Origin of the sequence: Streptomyces sp. NPDC006733, from assembly GCF_040636125.1 — a bacterium.
GTDB lineage: Bacteria > Actinomycetota > Actinomycetes > Streptomycetales > Streptomycetaceae > Actinacidiphila.
In genome coordinates, this window is sequence record NZ_JBEYJD010000034.1 from 1 (window position 1) to 22,611 (window position 22,611).

The 22,611-nt window shown below is 73.2% G+C and carries 22 protein-coding genes; 10 read left to right on the plus strand and 12 right to left on the minus strand.

All coding sequences use genetic code 11. The features are described 5' to 3' along the window. Positions 1-176: 176 nt before the first annotated feature. The gene (locus tag ABZ721_RS27375) at positions 177-521 is read left to right on the plus strand and encodes an ATP-binding protein (protein ID WP_358791380.1); all 345 of its coding nucleotides are present in this window, start codon (positions 177-179) and stop codon (positions 519-521) included. 141 nt (positions 522-662) lie between these two features. Further along, complete coding sequence (locus ABZ721_RS27380; RefSeq protein WP_358791381.1) at positions 663-1,385, plus strand: hypothetical protein; 723 nt, start codon at positions 663-665, stop codon at positions 1,383-1,385. Here ABZ721_RS27380 and ABZ721_RS27385 read toward each other — a convergent pair. The 5 genes from ABZ721_RS27385 to ABZ721_RS27405 form a co-directional block, all read right to left on the minus strand. Next, entirely contained in the window at positions 1,369-1,593 is a 225-nt protein-coding gene (locus ABZ721_RS27385) for a PspC domain-containing protein (protein WP_358791382.1), read from the minus strand. The two genes, ABZ721_RS27380 and ABZ721_RS27385, sit on opposite strands and share 17 nt — an antisense overlap. 88 nt (positions 1,594-1,681) lie before the next feature. Further along, the gene (locus ABZ721_RS27390; RefSeq protein WP_358791383.1) at positions 1,682-2,215 is read right to left on the minus strand and encodes a VanZ family protein; all 534 of its coding nucleotides are present in this window, start codon (positions 2,213-2,215) and stop codon (positions 1,682-1,684) included. Between the two features lie 17 nt (positions 2,216-2,232). Next, positions 2,233-2,901 carry a hypothetical protein gene (locus ABZ721_RS27395; protein ID WP_358791384.1) on the minus strand — a complete coding sequence of 223 codons (669 nt, stop codon included), beginning with the start codon at positions 2,899-2,901 and terminating at the stop codon, positions 2,233-2,235. Next, positions 2,898-4,397 carry a HAMP domain-containing sensor histidine kinase gene (locus tag ABZ721_RS27400; RefSeq protein ID WP_358791385.1) on the minus strand — a complete coding sequence of 500 codons (1,500 nt, stop codon included), beginning with the start codon at positions 4,395-4,397 and terminating at the stop codon, positions 2,898-2,900. The genes ABZ721_RS27395 and ABZ721_RS27400 overlap by 4 nt, the downstream gene beginning before the upstream one ends. Further along, on the minus strand, positions 4,394-5,071 hold the full coding sequence (locus ABZ721_RS27405; RefSeq protein ID WP_277439764.1) for a response regulator transcription factor: 678 nt from the start codon (positions 5,069-5,071) through the stop codon (positions 4,394-4,396). Before ABZ721_RS27405 ends, ABZ721_RS27400 begins: the two co-directional genes overlap by 4 nt. Before the next feature lie 262 nt (positions 5,072-5,333). Between ABZ721_RS27405 and ABZ721_RS27410 the strand changes: the two genes are divergently transcribed. Further along, complete coding sequence (locus tag ABZ721_RS27410; protein WP_358791386.1) at positions 5,334-6,110, plus strand: SigE family RNA polymerase sigma factor; 777 nt, start codon at positions 5,334-5,336, stop codon at positions 6,108-6,110. 260 nt (positions 6,111-6,370) lie between these two features. Here the strand turns inward: ABZ721_RS27410 and ABZ721_RS27415 are convergent, their stop codons facing one another. Next, positions 6,371-7,087 carry a hypothetical protein gene (locus ABZ721_RS27415; protein WP_358791387.1) on the minus strand — a complete coding sequence of 239 codons (717 nt, stop codon included), beginning with the start codon at positions 7,085-7,087 and terminating at the stop codon, positions 6,371-6,373. A gap of 192 nt (positions 7,088-7,279) precedes the next feature. Here ABZ721_RS27415 and ABZ721_RS27420 point away from each other — a divergent pair, with 192 nt between their 5' ends. Then, a complete protein-coding gene (locus tag ABZ721_RS27420) occupies positions 7,280-7,675 on the plus strand; it encodes a hypothetical protein (RefSeq protein WP_358791388.1) in 396 nt (131 codons plus the stop codon). Here ABZ721_RS27420 and ABZ721_RS27425 read toward each other — a convergent pair. The 4 genes from ABZ721_RS27425 to deoC all read right to left on the minus strand — a co-directional run bounded on the left by ABZ721_RS27425 (position 7,628) and on the right by deoC (position 12,809). After that, complete coding sequence (locus ABZ721_RS27425) at positions 7,628-9,250, minus strand: hypothetical protein (RefSeq protein ID WP_358791389.1); 1,623 nt, start codon at positions 9,248-9,250, stop codon at positions 7,628-7,630. The two genes, ABZ721_RS27420 and ABZ721_RS27425, sit on opposite strands and share 48 nt — an antisense overlap. A gap of 205 nt (positions 9,251-9,455) precedes the next feature. Next, complete coding sequence (locus ABZ721_RS27430) at positions 9,456-10,388, minus strand: aldehyde dehydrogenase family protein (protein ID WP_358791390.1); 933 nt, start codon at positions 10,386-10,388, stop codon at positions 9,456-9,458. Continuing rightward, entirely contained in the window at positions 10,381-11,811 is a 1,431-nt protein-coding gene (locus tag ABZ721_RS27435; RefSeq protein WP_358791391.1) for an aldehyde dehydrogenase family protein, read from the minus strand. The genes ABZ721_RS27430 and ABZ721_RS27435 overlap by 8 nt, the downstream gene beginning before the upstream one ends. Before the next feature lie 5 nt (positions 11,812-11,816). Beyond that, complete coding sequence (deoC, locus tag ABZ721_RS27440; protein ID WP_358791474.1) at positions 11,817-12,809, minus strand: deoxyribose-phosphate aldolase; 993 nt, start codon at positions 12,807-12,809, stop codon at positions 11,817-11,819. A 234-nt stretch (positions 12,810-13,043) separates the two neighbouring features. Between deoC and ABZ721_RS27445 the strand changes: the two genes are divergently transcribed. Next, positions 13,044-13,685 (plus strand): PH domain-containing protein, encoded by a 642-nt coding sequence (locus ABZ721_RS27445; protein WP_358791392.1) that lies wholly within the window; start codon positions 13,044-13,046, stop codon positions 13,683-13,685. Positions 13,686-13,741: 56 nt separating this feature from the next. On the opposite strand, the gene ABZ721_RS27450 is transcribed toward ABZ721_RS27445, so the two are convergent. Together ABZ721_RS27450 and ABZ721_RS27455 are read right to left on the minus strand one after the other, a co-directional pair. Beyond that, positions 13,742-14,503 (minus strand): GntR family transcriptional regulator, encoded by a 762-nt coding sequence (locus tag ABZ721_RS27450; protein ID WP_358791393.1) that lies wholly within the window; start codon positions 14,501-14,503, stop codon positions 13,742-13,744. 3 nt (positions 14,504-14,506) lie between these two features. Then, positions 14,507-15,049: a UTRA domain-containing protein gene (locus ABZ721_RS27455; protein WP_358791394.1), complete on the minus strand. Its 543-nt coding sequence runs from the start codon at positions 15,047-15,049 to the stop codon at positions 14,507-14,509. 400 nt (positions 15,050-15,449) lie between these two features. Between ABZ721_RS27455 and ABZ721_RS27460 the strand changes: the two genes are divergently transcribed. The 5 genes from ABZ721_RS27460 to ABZ721_RS27480 all read left to right on the plus strand — a co-directional run bounded on the left by ABZ721_RS27460 (position 15,450) and on the right by ABZ721_RS27480 (position 22,406). Then, a complete protein-coding gene (locus ABZ721_RS27460) occupies positions 15,450-15,842 on the plus strand; it encodes a hypothetical protein (protein WP_358791395.1) in 393 nt (130 codons plus the stop codon). 78 nt (positions 15,843-15,920) lie between these two features. Further along, on the plus strand, positions 15,921-16,943 hold the full coding sequence (pstC, locus tag ABZ721_RS27465) for a phosphate ABC transporter permease subunit PstC (RefSeq protein ID WP_358791396.1): 1,023 nt from the start codon (positions 15,921-15,923) through the stop codon (positions 16,941-16,943). 11 nt (positions 16,944-16,954) lie between these two features. After that, complete coding sequence (pstA, locus tag ABZ721_RS27470; RefSeq protein ID WP_358791397.1) at positions 16,955-18,223, plus strand: phosphate ABC transporter permease PstA; 1,269 nt, start codon at positions 16,955-16,957, stop codon at positions 18,221-18,223. Continuing rightward, on the plus strand, positions 18,220-19,977 hold the full coding sequence (pstS, locus tag ABZ721_RS27475) for a phosphate ABC transporter substrate-binding protein PstS (RefSeq protein WP_358791398.1): 1,758 nt from the start codon (positions 18,220-18,222) through the stop codon (positions 19,975-19,977). Before pstA ends, pstS begins: the two co-directional genes overlap by 4 nt. Continuing rightward, positions 19,974-22,406 carry a hypothetical protein gene (locus ABZ721_RS27480; RefSeq protein WP_358791399.1) on the plus strand — a complete coding sequence of 811 codons (2,433 nt, stop codon included), beginning with the start codon at positions 19,974-19,976 and terminating at the stop codon, positions 22,404-22,406. The genes pstS and ABZ721_RS27480 overlap by 4 nt, the downstream gene beginning before the upstream one ends. Positions 22,407-22,611 lie beyond the last annotated feature (205 nt).

Genomic DNA, 22,611 nt, shown 5'->3' on the forward strand with positions numbered 1-22,611 from the left:
GGGGTTGTGGTTTTTCCTGCCGGCGGTCGTGCCCCGGGCGGTGGCCTTCTTTTTGGCGGCGTCGTGGGGTTTTTGGCAGCACAACGGGGGTGGCCGTGACCCCGGGGTCACGGCCACGCCCGTACGTGTTTTCCCCGCTTGCACCCTTCGTGAGGTCATGACTACGTTCCGGAGCCATGACGACCCGAACCATGAAGACTCTTGGTGCCGCCGCTCTCGGCGTCGCCTTCGCCGCCGCTGCCGCAGGCTCCGCCTCGGCCGCCTCCTCCCTCCCGGCCGTGGACGCCCTGGGCACCGCGGGCTCCGTGCTCGACCAGCTGCCCGTCGGCTCGGTCACCAACACCCTGCCCGGCCTCGGCCAGGCGACCGAGTCCACCAAGACCGTGCTCACCGGCAGCGGTTCGACGCTGCCGGAGGCGCAGAAGGACCCGGTCGGCGGCCTCCTCGGCGGCCTGCCCACCAAGGGCCTGCCGACCGGCCCGGTCTCCAGCAACGCCCTGCCCGGCGGCCTGCTCGGCTGACCTCCGGCGCCCAGGACACCACCCAGCGCGACCGGCGCACCCCGCGCGCCGGTCGCGCTTCCACACGACCGTGACGCGGCGACGGGCCGCGCCCTGCCTTCCCGGCGGGGTGCGGCCCGTCGCTCTTGCTACGCTCCGCGCGTGCACATTCCCCAGAGGATCGCCGGGTTCGCGCTGCTCGCACCCCTGTTGCTGGTCGCGGCCTGCAGCGGATCGTCCGGCGGCGGCAAGACCGGCGCCTCCACCGGGCCGACCGCCAGTACGCCGGCCGCGCTGCCCGCGCGCACCGCGCTGGAGCGCGAGGCGCTCGTGCCCGGGGACGTGCCGGGCTTCACGGTGACGGCGGGCGACGCCGCCGGCCCGGCCGCCGACGCGGCGGCCGCCGACAAGCCCGCGTGCCAGCCGCTCGCCGACCTGCTCTCCGGGCGCCCGCCCGCCGGCGCCACCGAGACCGTCCCGAGGGCGCTGGTGCCCGGCGGCCAGAAGATGCCCGGCGCGGGCGTCACCGTCACGCTCTCCGCCTACGGCGGCGGGGGAGCGCAGAAGGCGGTCACCGCGCTGCGGACCGCCCTGCGCACCTGCGCCGCGGGCTTCAAGCCGGTCATCGGCGGCGTCACCGGGGTGCCGGTGGCGGTCGCCCCGCGGCCCGCGCTGAAGCTGGGCGACGACGATCTGCGGTTCGCCCTCGGCTTCGCGGCGGGCGGCAGCGGGGCGCGGCAGGACTTCGTCGTGATCCGCACCGGCTCGAAGGTCAGCATCTTCCGCGGGGCGGACGTCACGCTGGCGAAGAGCTACGACGTCCCGCAGCCGGTGGTCACCGCGCAGCTGAGGAAGCTGGGCGCGCCGCTCACCAAGCGGCGGTAGCGGACTTGTCCTGCGACGACCGGGCGGAGCCCTCCGCCGGGAACATCACCCACAGGGCGATGTAGAGCAGGAACTGCGGGCCGGGCAGCAGGCACGACACGAGGAAGATCACCCGCATCGTCGTGGCGGAGGTGCCGAACCGGTTGGCCAGCGCGGCGCACACGCCGCCGATCATGCGGCCGTGACGGGGGCGGACCAGGGTGCTCATCAGGTACTCCTCGGGAGAAGCGGCGCCGGAGGGTTCCGGCGTTCCGATGTCTCCACGCTACGAGCGCATACCCAGGCGAATCATCGCTCTACGGGGCCATCCCGACCCTGGTAGTCGTCGGGGGCGACCCCTGAGACCGGGCCCGGGGTTCCGGCCGGGCGCCGGCCCGGATCCCGCGGCGGCGCAGCCGTCTCCGGGCGGCGGGGACGACCGCCAGATGGGCCAGGGCGACGCCCGCCGTGTTCAGCAGCAGCGCGTCGATGTCGAAGATCTGGCCCGGCACCACCGTCTGGAGGAACTCCAGGGAGAGCGACACCATCAGCCCGGCGAAGACCGTCCGCGCGAACGACACCGCCCCCGGGGCGCTGATCCGGCCGCCCGTCATGGGCAGCAGGACGCCGAGCGGGGCGAGCAGCAGCAGCCCGGCGAGCAGCCGGCGGGCGGCCTCGAAGGGGCTCATCGCCAGGTCGGCGCGGATGGTGCCGAGCGGGCGCAGGTTGGGCGCCGCCACCCAGGGAACGTAGTGCGGCCGGAGCAGCAGCCACCCGACGAGGGCGAGATGCACGGCGGTGAGCGTCAGGCCCAGCACGCGTGCCTTCAGGATCGGAGCTTCAGGCTGCACGAGGGGAATGACGCCGTTCACTTCACGGCGGTTCCCGCGGTGTCCGCGGCCTCCGGCCGGGTGCGCAGCGCGGACGTGCAGGTGTAGCGCTTGACGCGCTGGTGATCCTCGGGCGGGCCGCCGAGCAGCACCGCGTGGTCCGACGTGCTCACCCCGGGCACGGCCTCGAAGGTGCACACCAGCTGGGCCAGGGCGAAGGACGGCAGCTCGTCCAGCGACAGGCTCAGCCGCAGCGCCTCCTTCGGATCGCCCGGCAGGGGGCCGGTGATGTCCAGGTTGCCCGGCACCTCGGTGGCGAACCCGGCCTCCGCCTCCGCGGCGGACGGCCGGCGCTGCAGCTGGCCGAGCAGCTCGTGGGCGGCGGCCAGCCGGTCCGTCGGAGCCGGGCCGACCCCGGCGCCGTCGGGGACGATGACGGTCCTGGTGACCTGCGCGGCGAGCGCGCTGCACACCAGGTACACCTTCAGGAGGGTGGCGCCGGGCGGCGCCGTGGGAACGGTCGCCTTGGGCGCGGCGCACGAGACCCGGGTGGGCGCGGGTCCGGCGTCCACCGGCACGGTGGTGGTCCGGATGCCGCAGCCGCAGGTGGTGACGGTGACGAGGGCCGCGAGCAGCGCGGCGCCGCGGATCGTTCTGGCCCGCGCGGAGCGGGCGCCGGTTCTCAGGAAAGACGTCAGGGTCGTCACGGTCGGCCGCCGTCCTCGTCGCCCTCGGGCAGCGCCTCGGCGGGCCGCACCGGCAGGTACAGGGTGAAGACGGCCCCGCCGTCCGGGGAGTTGGCGGCGGTGATGTCGCCGTCGTGGATGTGTGCGTTCTCCATCGCGATCGACAGGCCGAGCCCGCTGCCCTCCGAACGGGCGCGCGAGGCGTCCGCCTTGTAGAACCGGTCGAAGACGTGCGGCAGCACGTCCTCGGGGATGCCGGGACCGTTGTCCGCGACGGTGATGACCAGCTGGTCGTCGGCGGTCCGCACCGAGACCCGGACCGGCGAGCCGCCGTGCTTGAGCGCGTTCCCGATCAGGTTCGCCATGATCACGTCCAGCCGGCGCGGGTCGAGGCGGACGAAGATGCCGCGCGGCGCGTCCAGCTCGACGGAGTCCAGCCAGGCCCGCGCGTCCATGCACGCGGTGACCATGTCGGCCACGTCGACCTCGTCGAGCAGCAGCCGGGCGGTGCCCGCGTCGAAGCGGGTGACCTCCATCAGGTTCTCCACCAGCTCGTTGAGGCGGCGCGTCTCGCTGACGACCAGGCGCACGGCGGGCGCGATCATCGGGTCGAGCGCGTCGGCCTCGTCCTCCAGCACCTCGGTCACGGCGGTGATCGCGGTGAGCGGGGTGCGCAGCTCGTGCGACATGTCGGCGACGAAGCGGCGGCTGGCGGCCTCGCGCGCGCTCAGCTCCTCCACCCGCGTCTCCAGCGCCTCCGCCGCCTTGTTGAACGTCCTCGACAGCTCGGCGAGTTCGTCGGTGCCGGACACCTTCAACCGGGTGCCGAGCCGGCCCTCGCCGAGCTGCTGGGCCGCGACGCCGAGCCGCTGGACGGGCCGCAGCACCGTCGAGGCGGCGGCCTGCGCCAGCAGGGCGGAGCCGATCAGGGCGAGCATCGTGGCGATCCCCAGCGACCAGGCCAGCGAGTTGAGGTCCTTGCGCTCGGCGTCCAGCGACTTGAGCATGTAGCCGGTCGGACCGTCGTCCATGATCTTCGCGCCGGCCACCAGGTACGGCGTGCCGTGCAGCGAGATCCGCAGCCAGTGCAGGTGGTACTTGCCGTCCTGCTGCTTGTGCCGGGTGTTCACCGCGTCCTGCAGCGCCTTCGGCACGTCGTCCAGCGTGAAGACGTCCCGGGAGGACGGCGCCGCGCACGGCCCGTTGTCCGGGGTCTTGTCGATCAGCAGGACGGCGTACTGGCCGGGGCCGCCCATCTCGTCGGCGGCGTTCTTCAGCCCCTCGCACGGCGGGTTGACCGGCAGCGAGGCCGCGTTGCGCTGCAGCGAGTCGCGGAAGTCGTTGAGCGCGGAGTTCTGCGCACGGGTCAGCACGGCGTCACGGTTCAGCCAGTACGCGATGCCGGAGGCCGACACCGCGGCCGTCAGCGCCACCGCGGCGAACACGGCGACCAGCCGCAGGCGCAGGCTGGTCCAGCGCAGCAGGCCGGAGGCCCACCCGAAGAACCGGTCCGTCACTGCGGCGTGTCCAGGCGGTAGCCGACCCCGCGGACTGTACGGATGAGCGTCGGAGACGACGGAACGTCCTCGATCTTCGCGCGCAGCCGCTGCACGCAGGCGTCGACCAGCCGCGAGTCGCCGAGGTAGTCGTGCTCCCACACCAGCCGCAGCAACTGCTGCCGCGACAGTGCCTGGCCCGGCCGGCGGCTCAGCTCCAGCAGCAGCCGCAGCTCGGTCGGCGTCAGCTGCAGATCCTCGCCCTCCTTCGTCACCGTCATCGCCGAACGGTCGATGACGATGGAGCCGAAGGCCGCGGAGTCCGTGCTGTCGCGCTCGCCGCGGCGCAGCACGGCGCGGATCCGGGCGTCGAGCACCCGGGGCTGGACGGGCTTGATGACGTAGTCGTCGGCCCCCGACTCCAGCCCCACGACGACGTCGATGTCGTCGCTGCGGGCGGTCAGCAGGATGATCGGCAGCTGGTCGGTGCGCCGGATGCGGCGGCACACCTCGAACCCGTCGATGCCCGGCAGCATCACGTCCAGCACGATCAGGTCAGGGCGCTGCTCCTTGAGCAGCTTCAGGCCGTCCTCGCCCGTCGCAGCGGCGACCACACGGTGGCCCTGGCGGGACAGGCCGAGTTCGAGGCCGGTACGGATGGCGTCGTCATCCTCGATAAGCAACAGGAAAGGCACGCCGGTCATTGTGGCCTACCGGAAGCCCTTGTATCGAGCACGGGGGGATCTCACCTCGCTGATCGGGGATCTCGCCTCGGCGATCTCCCTCCGGCCTTCCTCCGGCTCACTCCGCGTGTGCCGGAAGTCTCTGTGACGGGCCTGTGACACTCGGCGGACAGCGTCATGAAACTGGCCCGGCAGTCTTATGGACCTCGGCAGGCATCCACACGGATACCGACGCCGAACATCACCAAGACGGTTCCACCGACGGGGGCGCGACATGAACGCACTGCACAGCACCACCACCACCGCAGTCCTTCAGCCGCGCCAGCACACCGCCGGCCGGAACGACGGAAAGTCCGGTGCCGCGAGCGGACGGGGGTGCGCACGCGGCACCGGACGACCGGCGGTGCAGAGCACCGGCCAGGTGACCCGCAACCGGCCGCCGTACATGACGGCGATCGACGGCGGGGCCGGCGCACCGGCCGCCACGGCGACCACGGCCACTTTCACGGGACCGCGGCACGACAGCGTGGCGGAGGCGGAGTTCACCGCCTACGTCAAGGAGCGCCGCGCCTCCCTCTACGCCACCGCCTACCACCTGACCGGTGACCGCTACGAGGCCGAGGACCTGCTCCAGAGCGCGCTGTTCTCCACCTACCGCGCCTGGGACCGGATCAGCGACAAGGCGGCCGTCGGCGGCTACCTGCGCCGCACCATGACCAACCTGCACATCAGCGCCTGGCGCCGCCGCAAGCTCAACGAGTACCCGACCGAGGAACTGCCGGAGACGGTCGGCGAGTCGGACGCGATGGGCGGCACCGAACTGCGCGCGGTGCTGTGGCAGGCGCTGGCCAAGGTTCCCGAGACCCAGCGCACGATGCTGGTGCTCCGCTACTACGAGGGCCGCACCGACCCGGAGATCGCCGACATCCTCGGCATCAGCGTCGGCACGGTCAAGAGCAGCATCTGGCGCTCGCTGCGCCGGATGCGCGAGGACGAGGCGCTCAGCTTCGGCCGCGACGAGGAGGAGTCGTTCGGCGAGCTGGTGGCCTGACGATCCGACCGTCCACAGAACGCCGGTCGGGGGGCCGGTGGGGGGATACGGGGGAGCGGGGGGGGGACACGGGGGAAAACCGGGGGGAACGGGGAAACACCGCGTTCGGGGGAGCGCGGTGGGTGCGGGGTCGGGCAGTCCGGGGGGACTGTCTGGCCCCGCACCTTTTCGCGTGCGGCGCTGGTGAGCGCGGGCGTGGCGGGTCCAGGCCCTTCGTGGGCAGGCGGGCCGTGCGGTACGCACCAGGGCCCGGAGGACGGTTACGCGACCACCGGTACGTCGGCCGGAAGCTCCGCCCGGAGCGGCGCGGGCTGGACCGGAGCGGGCTGGACCGGCGCGGGCTGGACCGGCGCGGGAGACGCCGACCGCGGCAGGGCGGTGATGCGGCGCAGCGCCTCGTCCTGGCCGCAGGGGTACGCGCCCAGCGCCGTCTGGCGGGCGACGATCGCCCGCTCGCCGCGCATCAGCCGCCAGCCCCTGCGCAGCAGGACCGTGACGGACTTGCGGCCCTCGGCCAGGTCGCGCCGGAACCGCCGCCAGGCCGTCACGGCCGGCCGGCCGCGCAGGCACAGCGTGTCCGCCAGCAGCCCCAGCTCGCGGCACCGGTCGGTGATGTCGGCCGCGAAGATCCCCTCCGCGACGAAGACGGCGGAGCCGGCGAGCTCGACGTGGATCTCGCCGGTGATGGAGCTCGACGCGATGTCGTACTCGGGTACCGAGGCGCTCCCGGTGGCGCACAGCGCGCCGATCGCGGCGACCGCCGCGTCCGCGTCCCAGGACAGCGCCGAGTCCCAGTCCGTGCCGGCGCCGTGCGGCAGCCGGGGCAGCGTCGGGTCGTCGGCCTCCTTGTAGAAGTCGTCGAGGTGCAGCACCGGCAGACCGGTGCGGGCGGCCAGGGACGACTTGCCGGAGCCGGAGGGTCCGGCGAGCAGGATCACGCGGGCGCCGGGGAAGGTGTGTGGGGGAGAGGGACTCACGAGAGACCAGTGTGCGGCATTGCGCCGTGCGGGTGACCCCCCGGGCAAAGGTTTGGACGCTGCGTACCCGCCCGACTACCTTGGGTGGCCGAGTGCTGGCCTCCGCGGTGCCGTGCCGCGGAGCGCCGCCCCGGGCGCGTCCCCGTGCCGCGTCCCACCCGATCGCCGTACCTCTATGCCAAGCAGGTGGCCATGTCGCACCACGCCCGTCCCAAGCTGAACACCCTGCTGCGCGCCGCGGCCACCGTCACCGTCGCGGCGGCCGCCGCCCTCGCGGCGGGCGGCTCGGCGTCGGCCGGCACGGCGGCGCCCGCCCTGGCCGACGCGGCCCTCGGGGCGGACTCGGCCGTCGGCACGACGACGGGCACCACCACGTCCGCCCTGGGTTCGGCGCTGGGCCCCATCAAGCACCTGGCGCTCAACCCGCTGGCGAACACCGGCACGGACCCGCTGAACAACGTCGTCGCGCCGCAGGTGGCGGACTTCAAGCCGGTGTCGACGGGGGCCCTGACCGGGCCGCTGGCCGACGGGGACTCGCTGTCAGAGCTGCCGCTCCTGGGCCAGGCGTCCGGGCTCCTGCCGGGCTGACGAGCCCTCCCCGGCGCGGCCGTCTCCGGCGTAGGCCCCTTCCGTGTCGGCCTCCCCGGCGTAGGTCCCCTCCGCGGCGGGCGCGGTTCTGGTTTTCGGGACGGCCGAGACCGGGATCGCGATGCCGATGGAGGCCGTCGCCACGGCCACCTCCATGTGCCGGCTCTCCGCGCCGTCGGGGCACAGGCAGGTGGTGTCCGCGGCCTCCGCGATGTAGAGCAGCGCGCGGCGGACCTCCTGCGGGTCGCCGGAGCGGACCGCGCGCAGCAGGCCGCGGATGACGCCGGCGGCGCCGGCCGCGCGGCGCACGACCTGCGCGGCGGCCCCGAGCGCGGCCAGGGCCGTGAGGAAGATCCAGCCGGTGGCGCCGCTGTCGTGGGTCCACAGGTCGCGCAGGATCGCCAGCGTCATGCCGAGCAGCGTCAGGCCGCCGAACGAGACGCCGTCGCGGATCGCCAGTTTCCGCAGGACGGAAACCCGCCACCAGGGCGAGTCGCGGAAGTCCGGCGGCAGGTGGAGCCGTCGGGCCAGCAGCCGGTCGAGGGGACGGGCCAGCGACAGCACCGGATCGCCGGACGGCGGCTCGGGCCGGTGCTCGGGCGCCGTGACGGCGGCCGGGACGGCTTCCGAAGGCCGCCAGTGGCGGCGCCAGCGCAGCTGCCCGAAGGCGCAACCCAGGCCGCTGACCAGCACTCCTGAGGCGCAGAGCACGCCGAGGATCGGCAGGCTGTCGGTGTCGAAGGCGTTGCCGCGCAGCGGCCTGGGCAGAGCGATGACGTCGAGGGATTCGCCGCGCCGGTACTGCCGGTCGTCCGCGCGGATGCAGTCGACCTCGGCGTCCCTGCGGGAGCCGTCCCAGGGGTCGGTCCAGCCGACCCCGCAGTAGTCGTTCCCGGTGTTGGACGTGACGTGGGCGGTGACGCGCTCGCCGAAGACCGCGAACGCGACCACGGGCACGGCGCCGATCAGCGCGAGGGCGGCCAGGACGGCGCACCAGACCGGCAGGCGGACCGGCAGCGCCCGCGGGGCGGGGCGCCCGCCGGGGGGCGCCTCGAGGGCGGCCCGCAGGGCGCGGCTGTCGCCCCGGGCGGTCTCGACGCGCAGGCTGCCGCCCGACGGCGTCCGGTGGACCAGCGCGGTCCGCACGACCCGGCGGCCCGAGCCGGGCGCGGACCCGGCGCGGGCGTACAGGGTGCGCTCGAAGGTGCCGCCGGGCGGCAGCTCCAGTACGGGGCTTCGCGACGGGTCCGTCGAGTCCGTGGCGTCCGCTGGTCCCGCCGGTCCCGCCGGTCCCGTCGGGTCCGTGGGGTCCGCCGGGTCCGCCGGCAGGAAGTACAGGGGGCCGCCGGGCAGCGCCACCAGCTCGCCGCGCACGGAGGTGCTGTGCGCGGGCTCGTACGGCAGTCCGTGCGCGGGTTCGTCGATCCGCAGCCGGCCGCGGATCCGGATCGCCCGGCCCGCGGCGACCGCGCGCGCCTTGCGCCGCCCGAGCAGGACCGGCACGGCCGGCACCAGGAAGCACAGCAGCGCGCTGATGGCGACGTAGGGCAGAACCCCGGTGAAGCCGTCCCACACAGGGATCCTCCGACGGTGGCGCACTGTCGCGAGGAGACGCGGCGGTACGGATGAACGGGTACCTGAACTGCTCGGTACCCCCAACGCAACACCCCCCGCGGGTCAAGCCTGCCCCGCGGGGGGTGCCGGCGGGCGGAGAGCTTGCTCACACTCCGCCCGCCTGCTGCTCGCTTGCGGCACTCCCGCCGCTGCCCGCCGGTGGCGGTCAGACGCCGATCGGGTGCCAGACCGTCTTCGTCTCCAGGAACGCGGTCAGGCGGTCGGTGCCCGGGTCGCCGGACCAGTCGCCGTCCTTCGCGCCGCGCGGGCGCAGGACGCGCTTGAGGTTGTCGGCCGCGGCGATCTGCAGCTCCTTGGCCAGCGCCTCGTCCGCGCCCGTCAGGTCGATCGCGTTGACGTCCTGGTGGGAGGCGAGCGACGGGGTGATCTCCGCCGTCCGCCCGGACAGGATGTTGACGACGCCGCCGGGCAGGTCCGAGGTGGCGAGCACCTCGCCCAGCGACAGGGCGGGCAGCGGCGACCTCTCGCTCGCCACGACGACGACCGTGTTGCCGGTGGCGATCGCCGGGGCGATCACCGAGACCAGGCCGAGGAACGACGACGCCTGGGGGGCGAGGACGACCACGACGCCGGTCGGCTCCGGCGTGGAGAGGTTGAAGAACGGCCCGGCGACGGGGTTGGCGCCGCCGACGATCTGGGCGATCTTGTCGGTCCAGCCCGCGTACCAGACCCAGCGGTCGACGGCCGCGTCCACCTGCGCCGCGGCCTTCGCCTTCGACACGCCCTCGCCGGCGGCGACCTCCGCGACGAACTGCTCGCGGCGCCCCTCCAGCATCTCCGCGACGCGGTAGAGCACCTGGCCGCGGTTGTACGCGGTCGCGCCCGACCAGCCGCCGAACGCCTTGCGGGCGGCCACCACCGCGTCCCGGGCGTCCTTGCGGGACGACAGCGGCGCGTTGGCGAGCCAGTTGCCCTTGGAGTCGGTCACCTCGTAGACCCGCCCGCTCTCGCTGCGGGGGAACTTGCCCCCGGCGTAAAGCTTGTACGTCTTGAAAACGCTGAGCCGCTCGGACCTCTCAGCCTTCTCGGCCTTGTCGAGCTTCTCCGCCTTCTCGGTCTTCTCGGACTTCTCAGACATCGAGGTACCCCTCCAGGCCGTGACGGCCGCCTTCGCGGCCGAAGCCCGACTCCTTGTAGCCGCCGAAGGGCGAGGTCGGGTCGAACTTGTTGAACGTGTTGGCCCAGACGACGCCCGCGCGGAGCTGGTCCGCCATCCACAGGATGCGCGAGCCCTTCTCCGTCCAGATGCCGGCCGACAGGCCGTACTGCGTGTTGTTGGCCTTCTCGACGGCCTCGGCCGGGGTGCGGAAGGTCAGCACGGAGAGCACCGGGCCGAAGATCTCCTCGCGGGCGATCCGGTGCGCCTGGGTGACGTTCGTGAAGAGCGTCGGACGGAACCAGTAGCCCGCGGACGGCAGGTCGCAGGACGGGGCCCAGCGGTCGGCGCCCTCGGCCTCGCCGGCCTCGGCGAGCTCGGTGATGCGGGCCAGCTGCTCGGCGGAGTTGATGGCGCCGACGTCGGTGTTCTTGTCCAGCGGGTCGCCGACGCGCAGGGTCTGCATGCGGCGCTTGAGCGAGTCCAGCACCTCCTCGGCCACCGACTCCTGGACCAGGAGGCGGGAGCCGGCGCAGCAGACGTGCCCCTGGTTGAAGAAGATGCCGTTGACGATGCCCTCGACGGCCTGGTCGATCGGCGCGTCGTCGAAGACGATGTTGGCGGCCTTGCCGCCCAGCTCCAGCGTGACCTTCTTGTCCGTGCCGGCGACGGAGCGCGCGATGGCCTTGCCGACCTCGGTGGACCCGGTGAAGGCGACCTTGTTGATGTCGGGGTGCGCCACGAGCGCCGCGCCGGTGGCGCCGTCGCCCGTGATGATGTTGACGACGCCCCGGGGCAGCCCGGCCTGGCGGCAGATGTCCGCGAAGAACAGGGCGCTGAGCGGGGTCGTCTCGGCGGGCTTGAGCACCACCGTGTTGCCCGCGGCGAGCGCCGGGGCGATCTTCCACGCGAGCATCATCAGCGGGAAGTTCCACGGGATGACCTGGCCGGCCACGCCCAGCGGGCGCGGGTCCGGGCCGTAGCCGGCGTGGCCGAGCTTGTCGGCCCAGCCCGCGTAGTAGAAGAAGTGCGCGGCGACCAGCGGCAGGTCCGCGTCGCGGGTCTCGCGGATCGGCTTGCCGTTGTCCAGCGACTCCAGCACGGCCAGCTCGCGGGAGCGCTCCTGGATGATGCGGGCGATCCGGAACAGGTACTTGGCGCGCTCGGAGCCCGGCAGCGCGGACCACTTCACGAACGCCCTGCGGGCCGCCTTCACCGCCCGGTCCACGTCCTCGGCGCCGGCCTGGGCGACCTCGGAGAGGACCTCCTCGGAGGAGGGGGAGACGGTCTTGAAGACCTTGCCGTCGGCGGCCTCGCCGAACTCGCCGTCGATGAAGAGCCCGTAGGACGGCGCGATGTCGACGACCGCGCGGGACTCGGGTGCGGGTGCGTATTCAAATGCCATGTCGGTCAGTCCACCGTCACGTAGTCGGGACCGGAGTAACGCCCGGTGCTGAGCTTCTGGCGCTGCATCAGCAGATCGTTGAGCAGGCTGGAGGCGCCGAATCGGAACCAGTGCGGGGAGAGCCAGTCGTCGCCGAGCGTCTCGTTGACCATCACCAGGTACTTGACGGCGTCCTTGGTGGTGCGGATGCCGCCGGCCGGCTTCACGCCGACCTGCACGCCGACGGCGTCGCGGAAGTCGCGCACGGCCTCCAGCATCAGCAGCGTGTTGGGCGGCGTCGCGTTGACGGCGACCTTGCCCGTCGAGGTCTTGATGAAGTCGGCGCCCGCGAGCATCGCGAGCCAGGAGCAGCGGCGGATGTTGTCGTACGTCGCCAGCTCGCCGTTCTCGAAGATCACCTTGAGGTGGGCGGCGGAACCGTCCGCGCGCACGCAGGCTTCCTTGACCGCGCGGATCTCCTCGAAGACCGACATGTAGCGGCCGGAGAGGAAGGCGCCGCGGTCGATGACCATGTCGATCTCGTCCGCGCCCGCGGCCACCGCGTCGGCGGTGTCGGCGAGCTTCACCGGCAGGGCGGTGCGGCCGGCGGGGAAGGCGGTGGCGACGGACGCGACGTTGATGCCGGACCCTTCGAGCGCCTCCTTCGCGGTCTTCACCATGTCCGGGTAGACGCAGATCGCGGCGACCTTGGGGGCCGTGCGGTCCGTGGGGTCCGGATGGATGCCCTTGGCGCACAGCGCCCGGACCTTGCCGGGGGTGTCCGCGCCCTCGAGCGTGGTCAGGTCGATCATGGAGATCGCCAGGTCGATGGCGTAGGTCTTCGCCGTCGTCTTGATCGAGCGCGTGCCGAGCGTGGCGGCACGGGCTTCGAGGCCGACGGCGTCGACACCGGGCAGTCCGTGGAGGAAGCGGCGGAGCGCGGTGTCCGAGGCGGTCACGTCCGCCATCGTCGCCAGCCGGGCCGCGGCTTCTGGGCCGAAAGCGGGAACAGTGGGCATGGTCACCACATGAGCATATCTACGCGCGTAGCGACCTGTCACCACCACCCCCGTGATTGCTTCGCCACACGCGGCGGCCCGAGCGGGCGGGGCCGAGGACGGCAGAGCCCAGGCCCCCCAAGCGTCCCGGGCCCGCCGGCCACCGCCCCGGACCCCGCGCGCCACCCCTCCGATGCCGTACCGCAACCTGTGTGCGATCGGCCGTGCGGTGACCGTCAGGCAGAATCGGGCCTTATGACGAGTTCCGACAGCCCCGAGCCGACCCCGACGCCCGACCGGCCCACGTACCAGGACCGCGCCTACCGGTCGATGGCCGGCATCGTCACGGGCGTGCTGCTGATCGCGCTCTCCCTGTGGCTGGGCGGCGACGCGGTCTTCCGCGGCTCGGGACGCACCCCGTGGCTGACGCTCGCCGCACTCCTGGCGGCGCTGCCCCTGCTGGCGGCCTTCACGATCCGGCCCGCCGTCTACGCGGGCGAGGCCCGGCTCCGCATCCGCAACCCCTTCCGGACGATCACCGTCCCGTGGGCGGCGGTGGAACACCTGCGCGCGGGCTACTCGACCGAGGTCATCGCGGGCGGCAAGCGCTACCAGCTCTGGGCGATCCCGGTCTCGCTGCGCGCGCGCAAGCGCGTCGCCCGCCAGACCGCCCGCGCGGCCACCGCGACGGCGCGCCAGTCCAGCGCCCTCAACGCCCCGGAGATCCCGGCCCGCGCCTGGTCCGACCAGGCGGTCGACGAACTCCGCGACCTCGCGGAAACCCACGCCGCCGACCCCGCCGCCCAGGGCGAGGTCACCGTCCGCTGGGCCTACGAAGTCCTCGCCCCCATGGCCACCGGCATCGTCGTCCTGACCGTCCTCCTGATCCTGGGCTGACCCCCGCCGCTCCGCCGGCTCGCGCCTCCTGCGAACACCAGCCGCTCCGGCGGCGGTCAGAGCACCGGCAGGCGGTACTCGAGTTCGTAGAGGTGGCCCGCCTTCACCATCACCGTGACCTCGATGGGGCGGCCGCCGTCGGAGTGCACGACTCGGAACGTGCGCAGGACGCAGACCTCGGCGGGCAGTTCCAGTGCGGTGAGTTCGTCGGTGGTCGGGGGACGGGCGGAGACCCGGTCGACGAACTCCCTGGGCGGGTGGCCCAGCTCGGCGAGGAGCGTCGGTGAGCCGCCCCGGATGCGCCGCCGGTCGGCGAGCGGCGTGCCGCGGGCCAGTTCGACCGGGTAGTAGGAGTGCACGAGCTCTGCCGGTTCGTCGTCGAGCAGCATGAGCCGGGACCGCAGTACGGCGGTGGCGCCGTCGGCCAGCCCGAGCGCTTCCGCGACATCGTGCGGGGCCGGCACCTCGGCGACGTCGAGGATCCGGGTCGACCCGGTCCGTGAGCGTTCGGCCGCCCGCTCGACCCAGCTGTACGGCGCTCCGCCCTGCGAGGGCTGGATGTACGAGGCCGGGACGATCGTGTGGTTCGGCTGTTCGCGGACGAAGACGCCCTTCCCCGGGTGGCCGACGGCGAAGCCCTCGGCCTTCAGCACCTGGAGCGCCTTCTGGATGGTGGTGCCGGCCACGCCGAACTCGCTCATGAGCTGCTGCGTCGAGGGGAACTTGCTGCCCGGCTCCCAGCGGCGCGCCATGATCCGGTCGCGTAGTTGCGCGGCGATCTGCTGGTGGGCGGGCCGGGGATCGTTCCAGTGGGGCATGGGTCAGCCGAGCCGGAGCCGGTAGCGCAGCGCGCGATCGCTTGCGTTCATGGTCATCACGCAGGCCTCCATCGGTTGCTCGTCACCGGAGAGGATAAGCCGCGACAGGACGATCACCGGCTCGTGTTCGCCGAGTTGGAGGGCTTCCCGTTCCTCCCCGGTGGGCATGCGCGCGGTGACCGCCTCCTCGACGTGCGCCGCCACGTGGCCGAGCCCCGCGAGCAGCGTGACCGCGCCTCCCGGCACCTTCCTCGGCTCGGCGAGCCCGGTGCCGGCCGCGATCCGGGCCGGGTAGTACGAGTCCGCGAGTTCCACGGGCAGACCGTCCAGCAGGATCAGACGCCGCCGCACGACCGCCTGCTCGCCCTCCGGGAGCCGCAGGGCCCGAGCGACCTCGGGCGGGGGCACGACCAGCCCAGCGGCGAGAAGACGCTGCCCGCCACGGCGGTTGTTCTCCGCGGCCTCCTCGGCCCACGCGTCCGCCCGGCCCTCGCCGCGCGGCCGCAAGTAGCGCGTGGAGTCGCTCTCCCATTCCTCGCCCGTCACATTCGTCCCTTCGGGAGGAGGGGCGCCAACGTATCGCCCGGGTGCCCGAAGGGCGTTGTGCCGATCTTTCGGGGCATCAGTGGATTTCAACTCCCACACGGACACCTCCGGTCGCGGCCTGCTCATCGTGGACGCGCTCGCCGATGGCTGGGGTGTGGAGGACCGTGAGCCGTTGGGCAAGGTCGTCTGGTCGCGGTTCCGGGCCGGGCCTCCGGGATCCGGTGGCGCCGGGGCGGAGAGCGCTTGCTCGGGTGGGGTGAACTAGGGGCAACTTCGGGGTGAAGGCATGCTGTGGCGCTGCTGTGAGTACGCCCTTTGTGCGCACCGTCTCATTACATTGCGTGTGCTGCATGTCTGCCGCATATGCAGCCTTCCTTGAGACGGCCAGCAGGGGTGGGGGATGGCAGCAGGGGACACGGGGGGCGCGGCCGGGGTCGGTGCGCGCTGTCGGATAGACATCGATGACGAGGGGTTTCACTCCTGGCGGCTCACCGCCCAGAACGGGCGGACGGTGGCGGTCGGCGCAACCGCTTACCCGGATTACGGGGAGTGCCTGCGGGCGTTCGAGCGGTTGTGCGCCGGGTCGGTGGGGCTGCCCGGGGGAGTGCAGCACGCCGCCGACAGCAACGGCTGGGTGTGGCGGCTGCGCGGGACGGACGGCCGGACGGTCGCCGTCTCGTCGCGGGCCTACGAGCGGCACTCGACGTGCCAGACCGCCTACGACCGCTTCCGCACCCTGCTCACCGAGATCGGCGCCGACAGCGTCGATGTGCCGTCAAGTCCGCCCGGATGAGCGGAAGTTGCCTCTACGGAGCCCCTCGTTCACATCGGCTTGCACACCCGTCCACCGCACCCCGTGAACGTCGGCCAGGTGACGACGCAAGCGCATGAACGACCGCCCGCGGCAGCCGCCGCCGAGGATGTACCGAGGCGGCTGCACGCGGATCCCGGGCTGCCGGACCGGGTGTTCCGCGCGGTGGCCCGGGGCGGGGGCGGGTTCGTGCTGGCGGTGATGCTGCTGGTCGGCGGGTTCCTGCTGTACCGGGCGTGGCAGGCGCTGTCGAAGGCCGGCTTCTCGTTCCTCACCACGCAGGCGTGGGAGCCCGACGCCGGGAACTTCGGCATCGCGGCCGTCCTGACCGGCACCGTCCTCATCGCGCTCGTCGCGATCTGCCTCGCCGTACCGCTCGCCATCGGCACGGCGCTCTACATCTGCGAGTACTCGCCGCCCCGGCTGCGGCAGACGCTGATCAGCCTGGTCGACCTGATGGCCGCGGTGCCGTCGGTGGTCTACGGGCTGTGGGGGCTGTTCTTCCTGCAGGGCCACGTGCTCGGCACGGCGCGCTGGATCGCCCGGTACTTCGGCTGGTTCCCGCTGTTCGAGGTCGACGGCGCCGACCCGTCGGACCCGCTCGCGACCGCCACCGTCTACACGTCCTCCACCTTCGTGGCGGGCATCGTCGTCGCGCTGATGGTCGCGCCGATCGCCTGCTCGGTGATGCGCGAGGTCTTCTCGCAGGCGCCGGTCGGCGAGCGGGAGGGCGCGTACGCGCTGGGGGCGACGCGCTGGGGGATGATCCGCAGCGTCGTGCTGCCGTTCGGCAAGGGCGGCATGATCGGCGGCACGATGCTGGGGCTGGGCCGCGCGCTCGGCGAGACCATCGGCGTCTACCTGATCATCTCGCCGGTCTTCGCCGTGCAGCCGCACATCCTGCAGAACGGCTCCAGCTCCGTCTCCTCGCTGATCGCCCTGCGGTACGGCGAGGCCAGCGAGTTCGGCATGTCGGCGCTGATGGCCGCGGGCCTCGCGCTCTTCCTGATGACCCTCGTCGTCAACTTCGCCGCATCGTCGATCGTCGCCCGCAGCCGGTCCGGCGCGGCCAGCGACTCCTGAGGAAGTGCCCGATGACCCTCGTCGCCCCACCCCGCGGAGACAGCGCCACCGGCGCCCCGCGCACCACCCTCCCCGCCGCCACGACCGCCACTGCCACGCCACCGGACGCGGCCCCGCGCGAGCCCCGCCGCCGGCTCGCGCTGCTGCGGGCCACCGACGTGTACGCGGTGCTGGGCGCCGCGGCGGCGTCGCTGAGCATCACCGCGCTGCTCTTCACCCGGCTGCTGCCGTTCAGCGGCGGGCTCGGGTTCGCGCTCCTCGCGTACGGGCTCTTCCTCGGCCTGTACGCGCTGCTGGTCTCGTTCGACGAGGACGGCCCCGCCGTCCGCGACCGGGTGGCGGCCGTCATCGCCCAGAGCCTGGGCCTGCTGATGCTCGCCGCACTCGCCTTCGTCGTCGTCTACACCCTGTGGGAGGGCCGCAAGGCGCTGCCGCACCTGAACTTCTACACGCAGGACATGGCGTCGGCCGGGCCGCTGGACCCGCTGTCGGCAGGCGGCATCCTGCACGCGATCACCGGGACGCTGGAGCAGATCGGCATCGCGCTGGTGGTCACCGTCCCGACCGGGCTGCTGTGCGCGGTCTTCCTCAACGAGGTGCCGGGCCGGTTCGCGCGCTTCGTGCGCACCATCGTGGAGGCGATGACGGCGCTGCCGTCGATCGTGGCGGGCCTGTTCGTCTACGCCACCGCCATCCTCACCCTCGGGCTCGACCGCTCGGGGCTGGCCGCCGCCCTCGCGCTGTCGGTGATGATGCTGCCGATCATCATCCGGGCCGCCGACGTCGTCCTGCGGCTGGTGCCGGGGCCGCTGCGCGAGGCCGCGTACGCGCTCGGCACCTCGCGCTGGCGCACGGTGTGGCACGTGGTGCTCCCCACCGCGCGCTCCGGGCTCGCCACCTCCGTGATCCTCGGTACCGCGCGCGGCATCGGGGAGACCTCGCCGGTGCTGCTCACGGCCGGGTTCACCGCCGTCACCAACACCGATCCGCTGTCGGGGCCCCAGGTCTCGCTGCCGCTGGCCACGTTCGAGTTCATCAAGTCCCCCGAGCCGACGATGATCGCCCGCGGGTTCGGCACGGCCGCCGTGCTGATGGCTCTCGTCCTGCTGCTGTTCATCGCCGCCCGCGTGATCGGCGGGCGCGGCCCCGGCCGGCTGACCCGCCGCCAGGAGCACCGGCGCGTGCTGGCCTCGCGCCGCGACGCGGCCCGGTTCGCCGCACGGGCGGAACAGCGCGACGCCGGCTCCCCCGCATCCGCCTCGACCAGGAGCGCCTCGTGACACCCGCACCCGCACTCATCCACAGGAACGCCCTGAGGGCACGCCTCGTCGCCGCAGTCATCCACAGGAACGCCCCGAGGGCACGCCTCGTCGCCGCGCTCCTCGCGCTGCTCTGCGTGCTGCTCGCCGCGGACCTGCCCGCCGCGCACGCCGACTCGTACACCAAGATCAGCGGCGCGGGCTCCACCTGGAGCTCCAACGCGCTCGACCAGTGGCGGCGCAACGTCACCCAGTACGGCATGACGGTGAACTACGCGGCGGTCGGCTCGTCCGTCGGGCGCGAGCAGTTCAAGAACGGCGTCTCGGACTTCGGCGTCTCGGAGATCCCGTACGGGCTCACCGAGTTCGGCGTGAAGGACGCGCCCCCGAAGCGCGGTTACGCGTACATGCCGATCGTCGCGGGCGGCACCTCGTTCATGTACAACCTCAAGATCGGCGGCAAGCGGGTCACCAACCTGCGGCTCTCCGGCGCGGTGCTCACCAAGATCTTCACCGGGAAGATCACCATGTGGAACGCGCCCGAGGTCGCCGCCGACAACCCGGGGCTGACGCTCCCGGCCCGCCGCGTCATCCCGGTCGTCCGCTCCGACGGCTCCGGCACCACCGCGCAGTTCAGCACCTGGATGGCCAAGGAGCAGAGCGGCCTGTGGAACGACTACTGCCGGCGCGCGGGCAAGCCGACGCCGTGCGGCCTCACGTCGTACTACCCGGTCGTCCCCGGCTCCGGGTTCACCGCGCAGTCCGGCTCGCTCGGCGTCTCCGGGTACGTCCGGCAGCCGCAGGCGGAGGGCGCGATCACCTACGTCGAGTACTCGTACGCGATCAAGACCGGCTTCCCGGTCGCCAAGCTGCTCAACAGCAGCGGCTACTACGTCGAGCCGACGGCCTCCAGCGTCGCCGTGGGCCTGATGTCGGCCCGGATCAACGACGACAAGAACTCCACGGACTACCTGACGCAGATCCTCGACAACGTCTACCGCTCCGGTGACCGCCGCGCGTACCCGCTCTCCAGCTACAGCTACATGATCGTCCCGACCTCGAACGAGGCGCCCTTCACCGAGGACAAGGGCCGGACGCTCGGCGCCTTCGCCTACTACTTCCTCTGCGAGGGCCAACAGCAGGCCGACCAGCTCGGCTACTCGCCGCTGCCCATCAACCTGGTGCAGGCCGGGCTCTCGCAGGTCCGCCGGATCCCCGGGGTCGAGGCCAAGAACGTCGACATCAAGGGCTGCCGCAACCCCACCTTCTCCGCCGACGGCTCCAACACCCTCGCCAGGAACGCGCCCTACCCGCAGCCCTGCGACAAGCGGGGCACCACGCAGTGCTCGACGGGCACGGCCGGCGCCAAGGACCAGCGGACGCCGGTGAAGGCCGGCGCGAACGGCGGCGGGTCGTCCGGCGGCACGTCGGGGACGGCCGGCGGCGGGACGACGGCCGGCACGTCGGCCGGTACGACCGGCGGCAGCGCGGCCGGCGGGACCAGCGGGGGCACGACCGCGGGCGCGACGACCGGTACGGCCGGAGCCACCGCGATCGACCCGGACACCGGTGAGCAGCTGCCGGCCGACAGCGGGGGCGGCGGTGACACGACCGTGGCGGGCAACCCCGTCTCGCTCGCCGCCGACGGGCAGGGCGCGCTGCGCACGACGCTGATGGCGCTGTCCGCGCTCCTGCTGCTCGGCGTGGTCGTCGGCCCGCCGATCGCCGCCCGCGCGCTCGGCGCGCGGGCCGACCGCAGGGGGAACGGCGCATGAGCAAGCGCACCGGCCGGCACGTACTCGGCTTCGCCGCCCTCCTCGCGGCCCTCGTGATCGCCCTGCTGCCGCTGCCCGTGACCACCTCCCAGGCGAGTGCCGCCGACGGCGAGGAGTCGGCCGTCACGCACTCCGGCGGCAAGGGCCGCTACGACGACTTCTCCGCGCTGAAGGTCACCGTCCACCAGACGAAGAAGCTGCGGGCCCAGGGCGTGCGGGTGACGTGGACCGGCGGGGCGCCGACCACCGACACCGAATTCACCTCCAACTACCTGCAGCTCATGCAGTGCTGGGGGGACGGCCCGAACGGCCCCGACCGGGAGGACTGCGAGTTCGGCGCCTCCGGCATCGGCGGCACCGGCGGCCGCTGGGCCGGGCAGCGCGCGCTGCCCGACCAGGTCGACCCGGGCGAGAAGACGTACGTCCTGGACCCGGCGCACCCCTTCGACAACCCCTTCGTGCCGTTCCGCCCGGTCAAGGGCAAGCCCACCAAGTCCTCCACGGACTTCACCTACTTCGGGCCGATCGACACCAACGAGCAGCCGTTCGTCCGCGTCGGGGCCGACGGCACGGGGGAGTCGGTCTTCGAGGCGCAGACCGTCGTCCAGGCCCCGCACCTGGGCTGCGGCGACGCCACGTCCGCCGGGCCCCGGCACTGCTGGCTGGTCGTCGTGCCGCGCGGCGCGCACGACGTGGACGGCACGACGGCGACCGCCGGCGACAAGGTGGACGCGTCCGGGCTCTCCGCCACCAGCTGGGAGCAGCGGATCGTCTTCCGGCTGGACTTCCTGGCCACCGGCTCCTACTGCCCGATCGGCCAGCCCGAGTCCCGCACCATCGGCTCCGAGATGGTGACGGACGCCCTGACGTCGTGGCAGCCGGTGCTCTGCCAGAGCACCGGCACGACGTTCGGCTTCAGCCAGAGCGGCGAGCCGTACGCCCGCCGCCAGGTGACGGCCACCGCCGCGGACGCCCCGGGGCTGGCCTTCACCCTCGACCCGGTGGAGGCGGCCGAAGGCGGGCCGCCGGTGGTGCACGCACCGGTCGCGGTCTCCGGCCTCACCCTCGGGTTCTACATCGAGGCCCCCGGCTCCGGCGAGTTGCAGGAAATGCGGCTGACGCCGCGGCTCGTCGCGAAAATGCTGACCCATTCCTATATCCGTGACGTGCCGGGCTGGCAATTGTCGCAGCCGCCCGCCCACGTGGCGAAGAATCCCGCTTCGCTGCGCAACGACCCGGAATTCATCTCGCTGAATCCGCAGTACAAGAACTGGGCGGTCGACGCCGCCAGGCCGCTCTCGCTGCTGGTGCCGCTGGACGAGACCGACACCGCGCGGCTGGTCTGGCAGTGGCTGCGCTCCGACCCGGAGGCGAAGGATTTCCTCGCCGGGAAGCCCGACCCGTGGGGCGCGAAGATCAATCCGTACTTCGGCAGCCTGACGCTGGACAAGGACACCGGCCTGACGGACTTCCCCAAGTCCGATCCGACGCTGTCGCCCGCGCTCTCGGTACCCACCGGCGACCCGCTCACCTACGGCATCACCGATCTGGACCCGTACACCCAGGACATGCACGACAGCGCGCAGCGCACCCGCCGCGGCAACACCGGGCGGACGATCGTCGCCGAGCTCGACAGCAACGCGCACAAGGCGAAGCTGGTCAGCCAGGCCTCCAAGCCCGGCGACCGGGCCGTCATCGCCCTCGTCGACTCCGCCTCGGCGGCCCGGTACGGGCTGCGGACCGCCTCGCTGCGCACCGCGGACGGCACGTTCGTGAAGCCGACGAGCGACGCCCTCGCCCAGGGCGTCGGCACGATGCGCCCCTCCGCCGTGCCCGGGGTGCTCACCCCCGACCCGGCGAGCGCCAGGGGCGGGGCGTACCCGCTGACCACGGTCACCTACGCCGCCGCCTCGACCGGCCGGTCCGCCACCGACCGCACGGCGTACGGCCGGCTCATCCGCTACGCGGCGGGTGCCGGCCAGACGCCCGGTGTGTCGGCGGGCCAACTGCCGCCCGGCTACGCGCCCATGCCGCAGGCGCTGCGCACCCAGGCGCTGACCGCCGCCGCCTCCCTGGAGAAGGGGACGGCCCCGCCGGGCTCCGACAGCGGCGGCACGGCCGGCAGCGGAACGGCGGGCGGGACCACGTCCGGTGGCGGCAGCGGTGGCGGAAGCGGCGGTACCGGGGGCGACACGGCGGGCGCCGGCGGCACGTCCGGCGGGCAGCCGCCTTCCGCCACCCCGCCCGCGACCCCCGCCAAGCGGATCGATCCGCAGCGGCAGAGCGTCGCCCGAGCCACCGGCTCCACGCCGGGCGCGGTGCTCGGCGCCGTCCGCTGGGTCCTGCTGGCCGTCCTCGTCGCGGGCGGTGCCGCGGCCCTGGCGGGCCCGGCGATGCTCAGGTGGGGGGCGTGGCGCAGGCGGACCTGAGGGCGGAGCGGCCCGGCCCCAAGGGGGCGGAGCGGTGCCCGGCCCACCAGGGGCCGGGCTGCCGCATTCCCTGCTGCGAATTCTCTAAGGGGCGCCTTGGAAACCCTCCCGTAACCTTTTCATCCGCCTCAATTGGTGGCCCCCGCAACGGATTTGGGGAATTGTTTTCCGTGGCCGATCGACGGGTCGGCAGCACGAAGGTCCG

Coding starts and splice junctions, on each gene's coding strand:
- ABZ721_RS27375 (WP_358791380.1), top strand. CDS start 177: ATGACGACCCGAACCATGAAGACTCTTGGTGCCGCCGCTCTCGGCGTC.
- ABZ721_RS27385 (WP_358791382.1), bottom strand. CDS start 1,593: ATGAGCACCCTGGTCCGCCCCCGTCACGGCCGCATGATCGGCGGCGTG.
- ABZ721_RS27410 (WP_358791386.1), top strand. CDS start 5,334: ATGAACGCACTGCACAGCACCACCACCACCGCAGTCCTTCAGCCGCGC.
- ABZ721_RS27420 (WP_358791388.1), top strand. CDS start 7,280: ATGTCGCACCACGCCCGTCCCAAGCTGAACACCCTGCTGCGCGCCGCG.
- ABZ721_RS27430 (WP_358791390.1), bottom strand. CDS start 10,388: ATGTCTGAGAAGTCCGAGAAGACCGAGAAGGCGGAGAAGCTCGACAAG.
- ABZ721_RS27435 (WP_358791391.1), bottom strand. CDS start 11,811: ATGGCATTTGAATACGCACCCGCACCCGAGTCCCGCGCGGTCGTCGAC.
- deoC (WP_358791474.1), bottom strand. CDS start 12,809: ATGCCCACTGTTCCCGCTTTCGGCCCAGAAGCCGCGGCCCGGCTGGCG.
- ABZ721_RS27445 (WP_358791392.1), top strand. CDS start 13,044: ATGACGAGTTCCGACAGCCCCGAGCCGACCCCGACGCCCGACCGGCCC.
- ABZ721_RS27450 (WP_358791393.1), bottom strand. CDS start 14,503: ATGCCCCACTGGAACGATCCCCGGCCCGCCCACCAGCAGATCGCCGCG.
- ABZ721_RS27460 (WP_358791395.1), top strand. CDS start 15,450: ATGGCAGCAGGGGACACGGGGGGCGCGGCCGGGGTCGGTGCGCGCTGT.
- pstA (WP_358791397.1), top strand. CDS start 16,955: ATGACCCTCGTCGCCCCACCCCGCGGAGACAGCGCCACCGGCGCCCCG.
- ABZ721_RS27480 (WP_358791399.1), top strand. CDS start 19,974: ATGAGCAAGCGCACCGGCCGGCACGTACTCGGCTTCGCCGCCCTCCTC.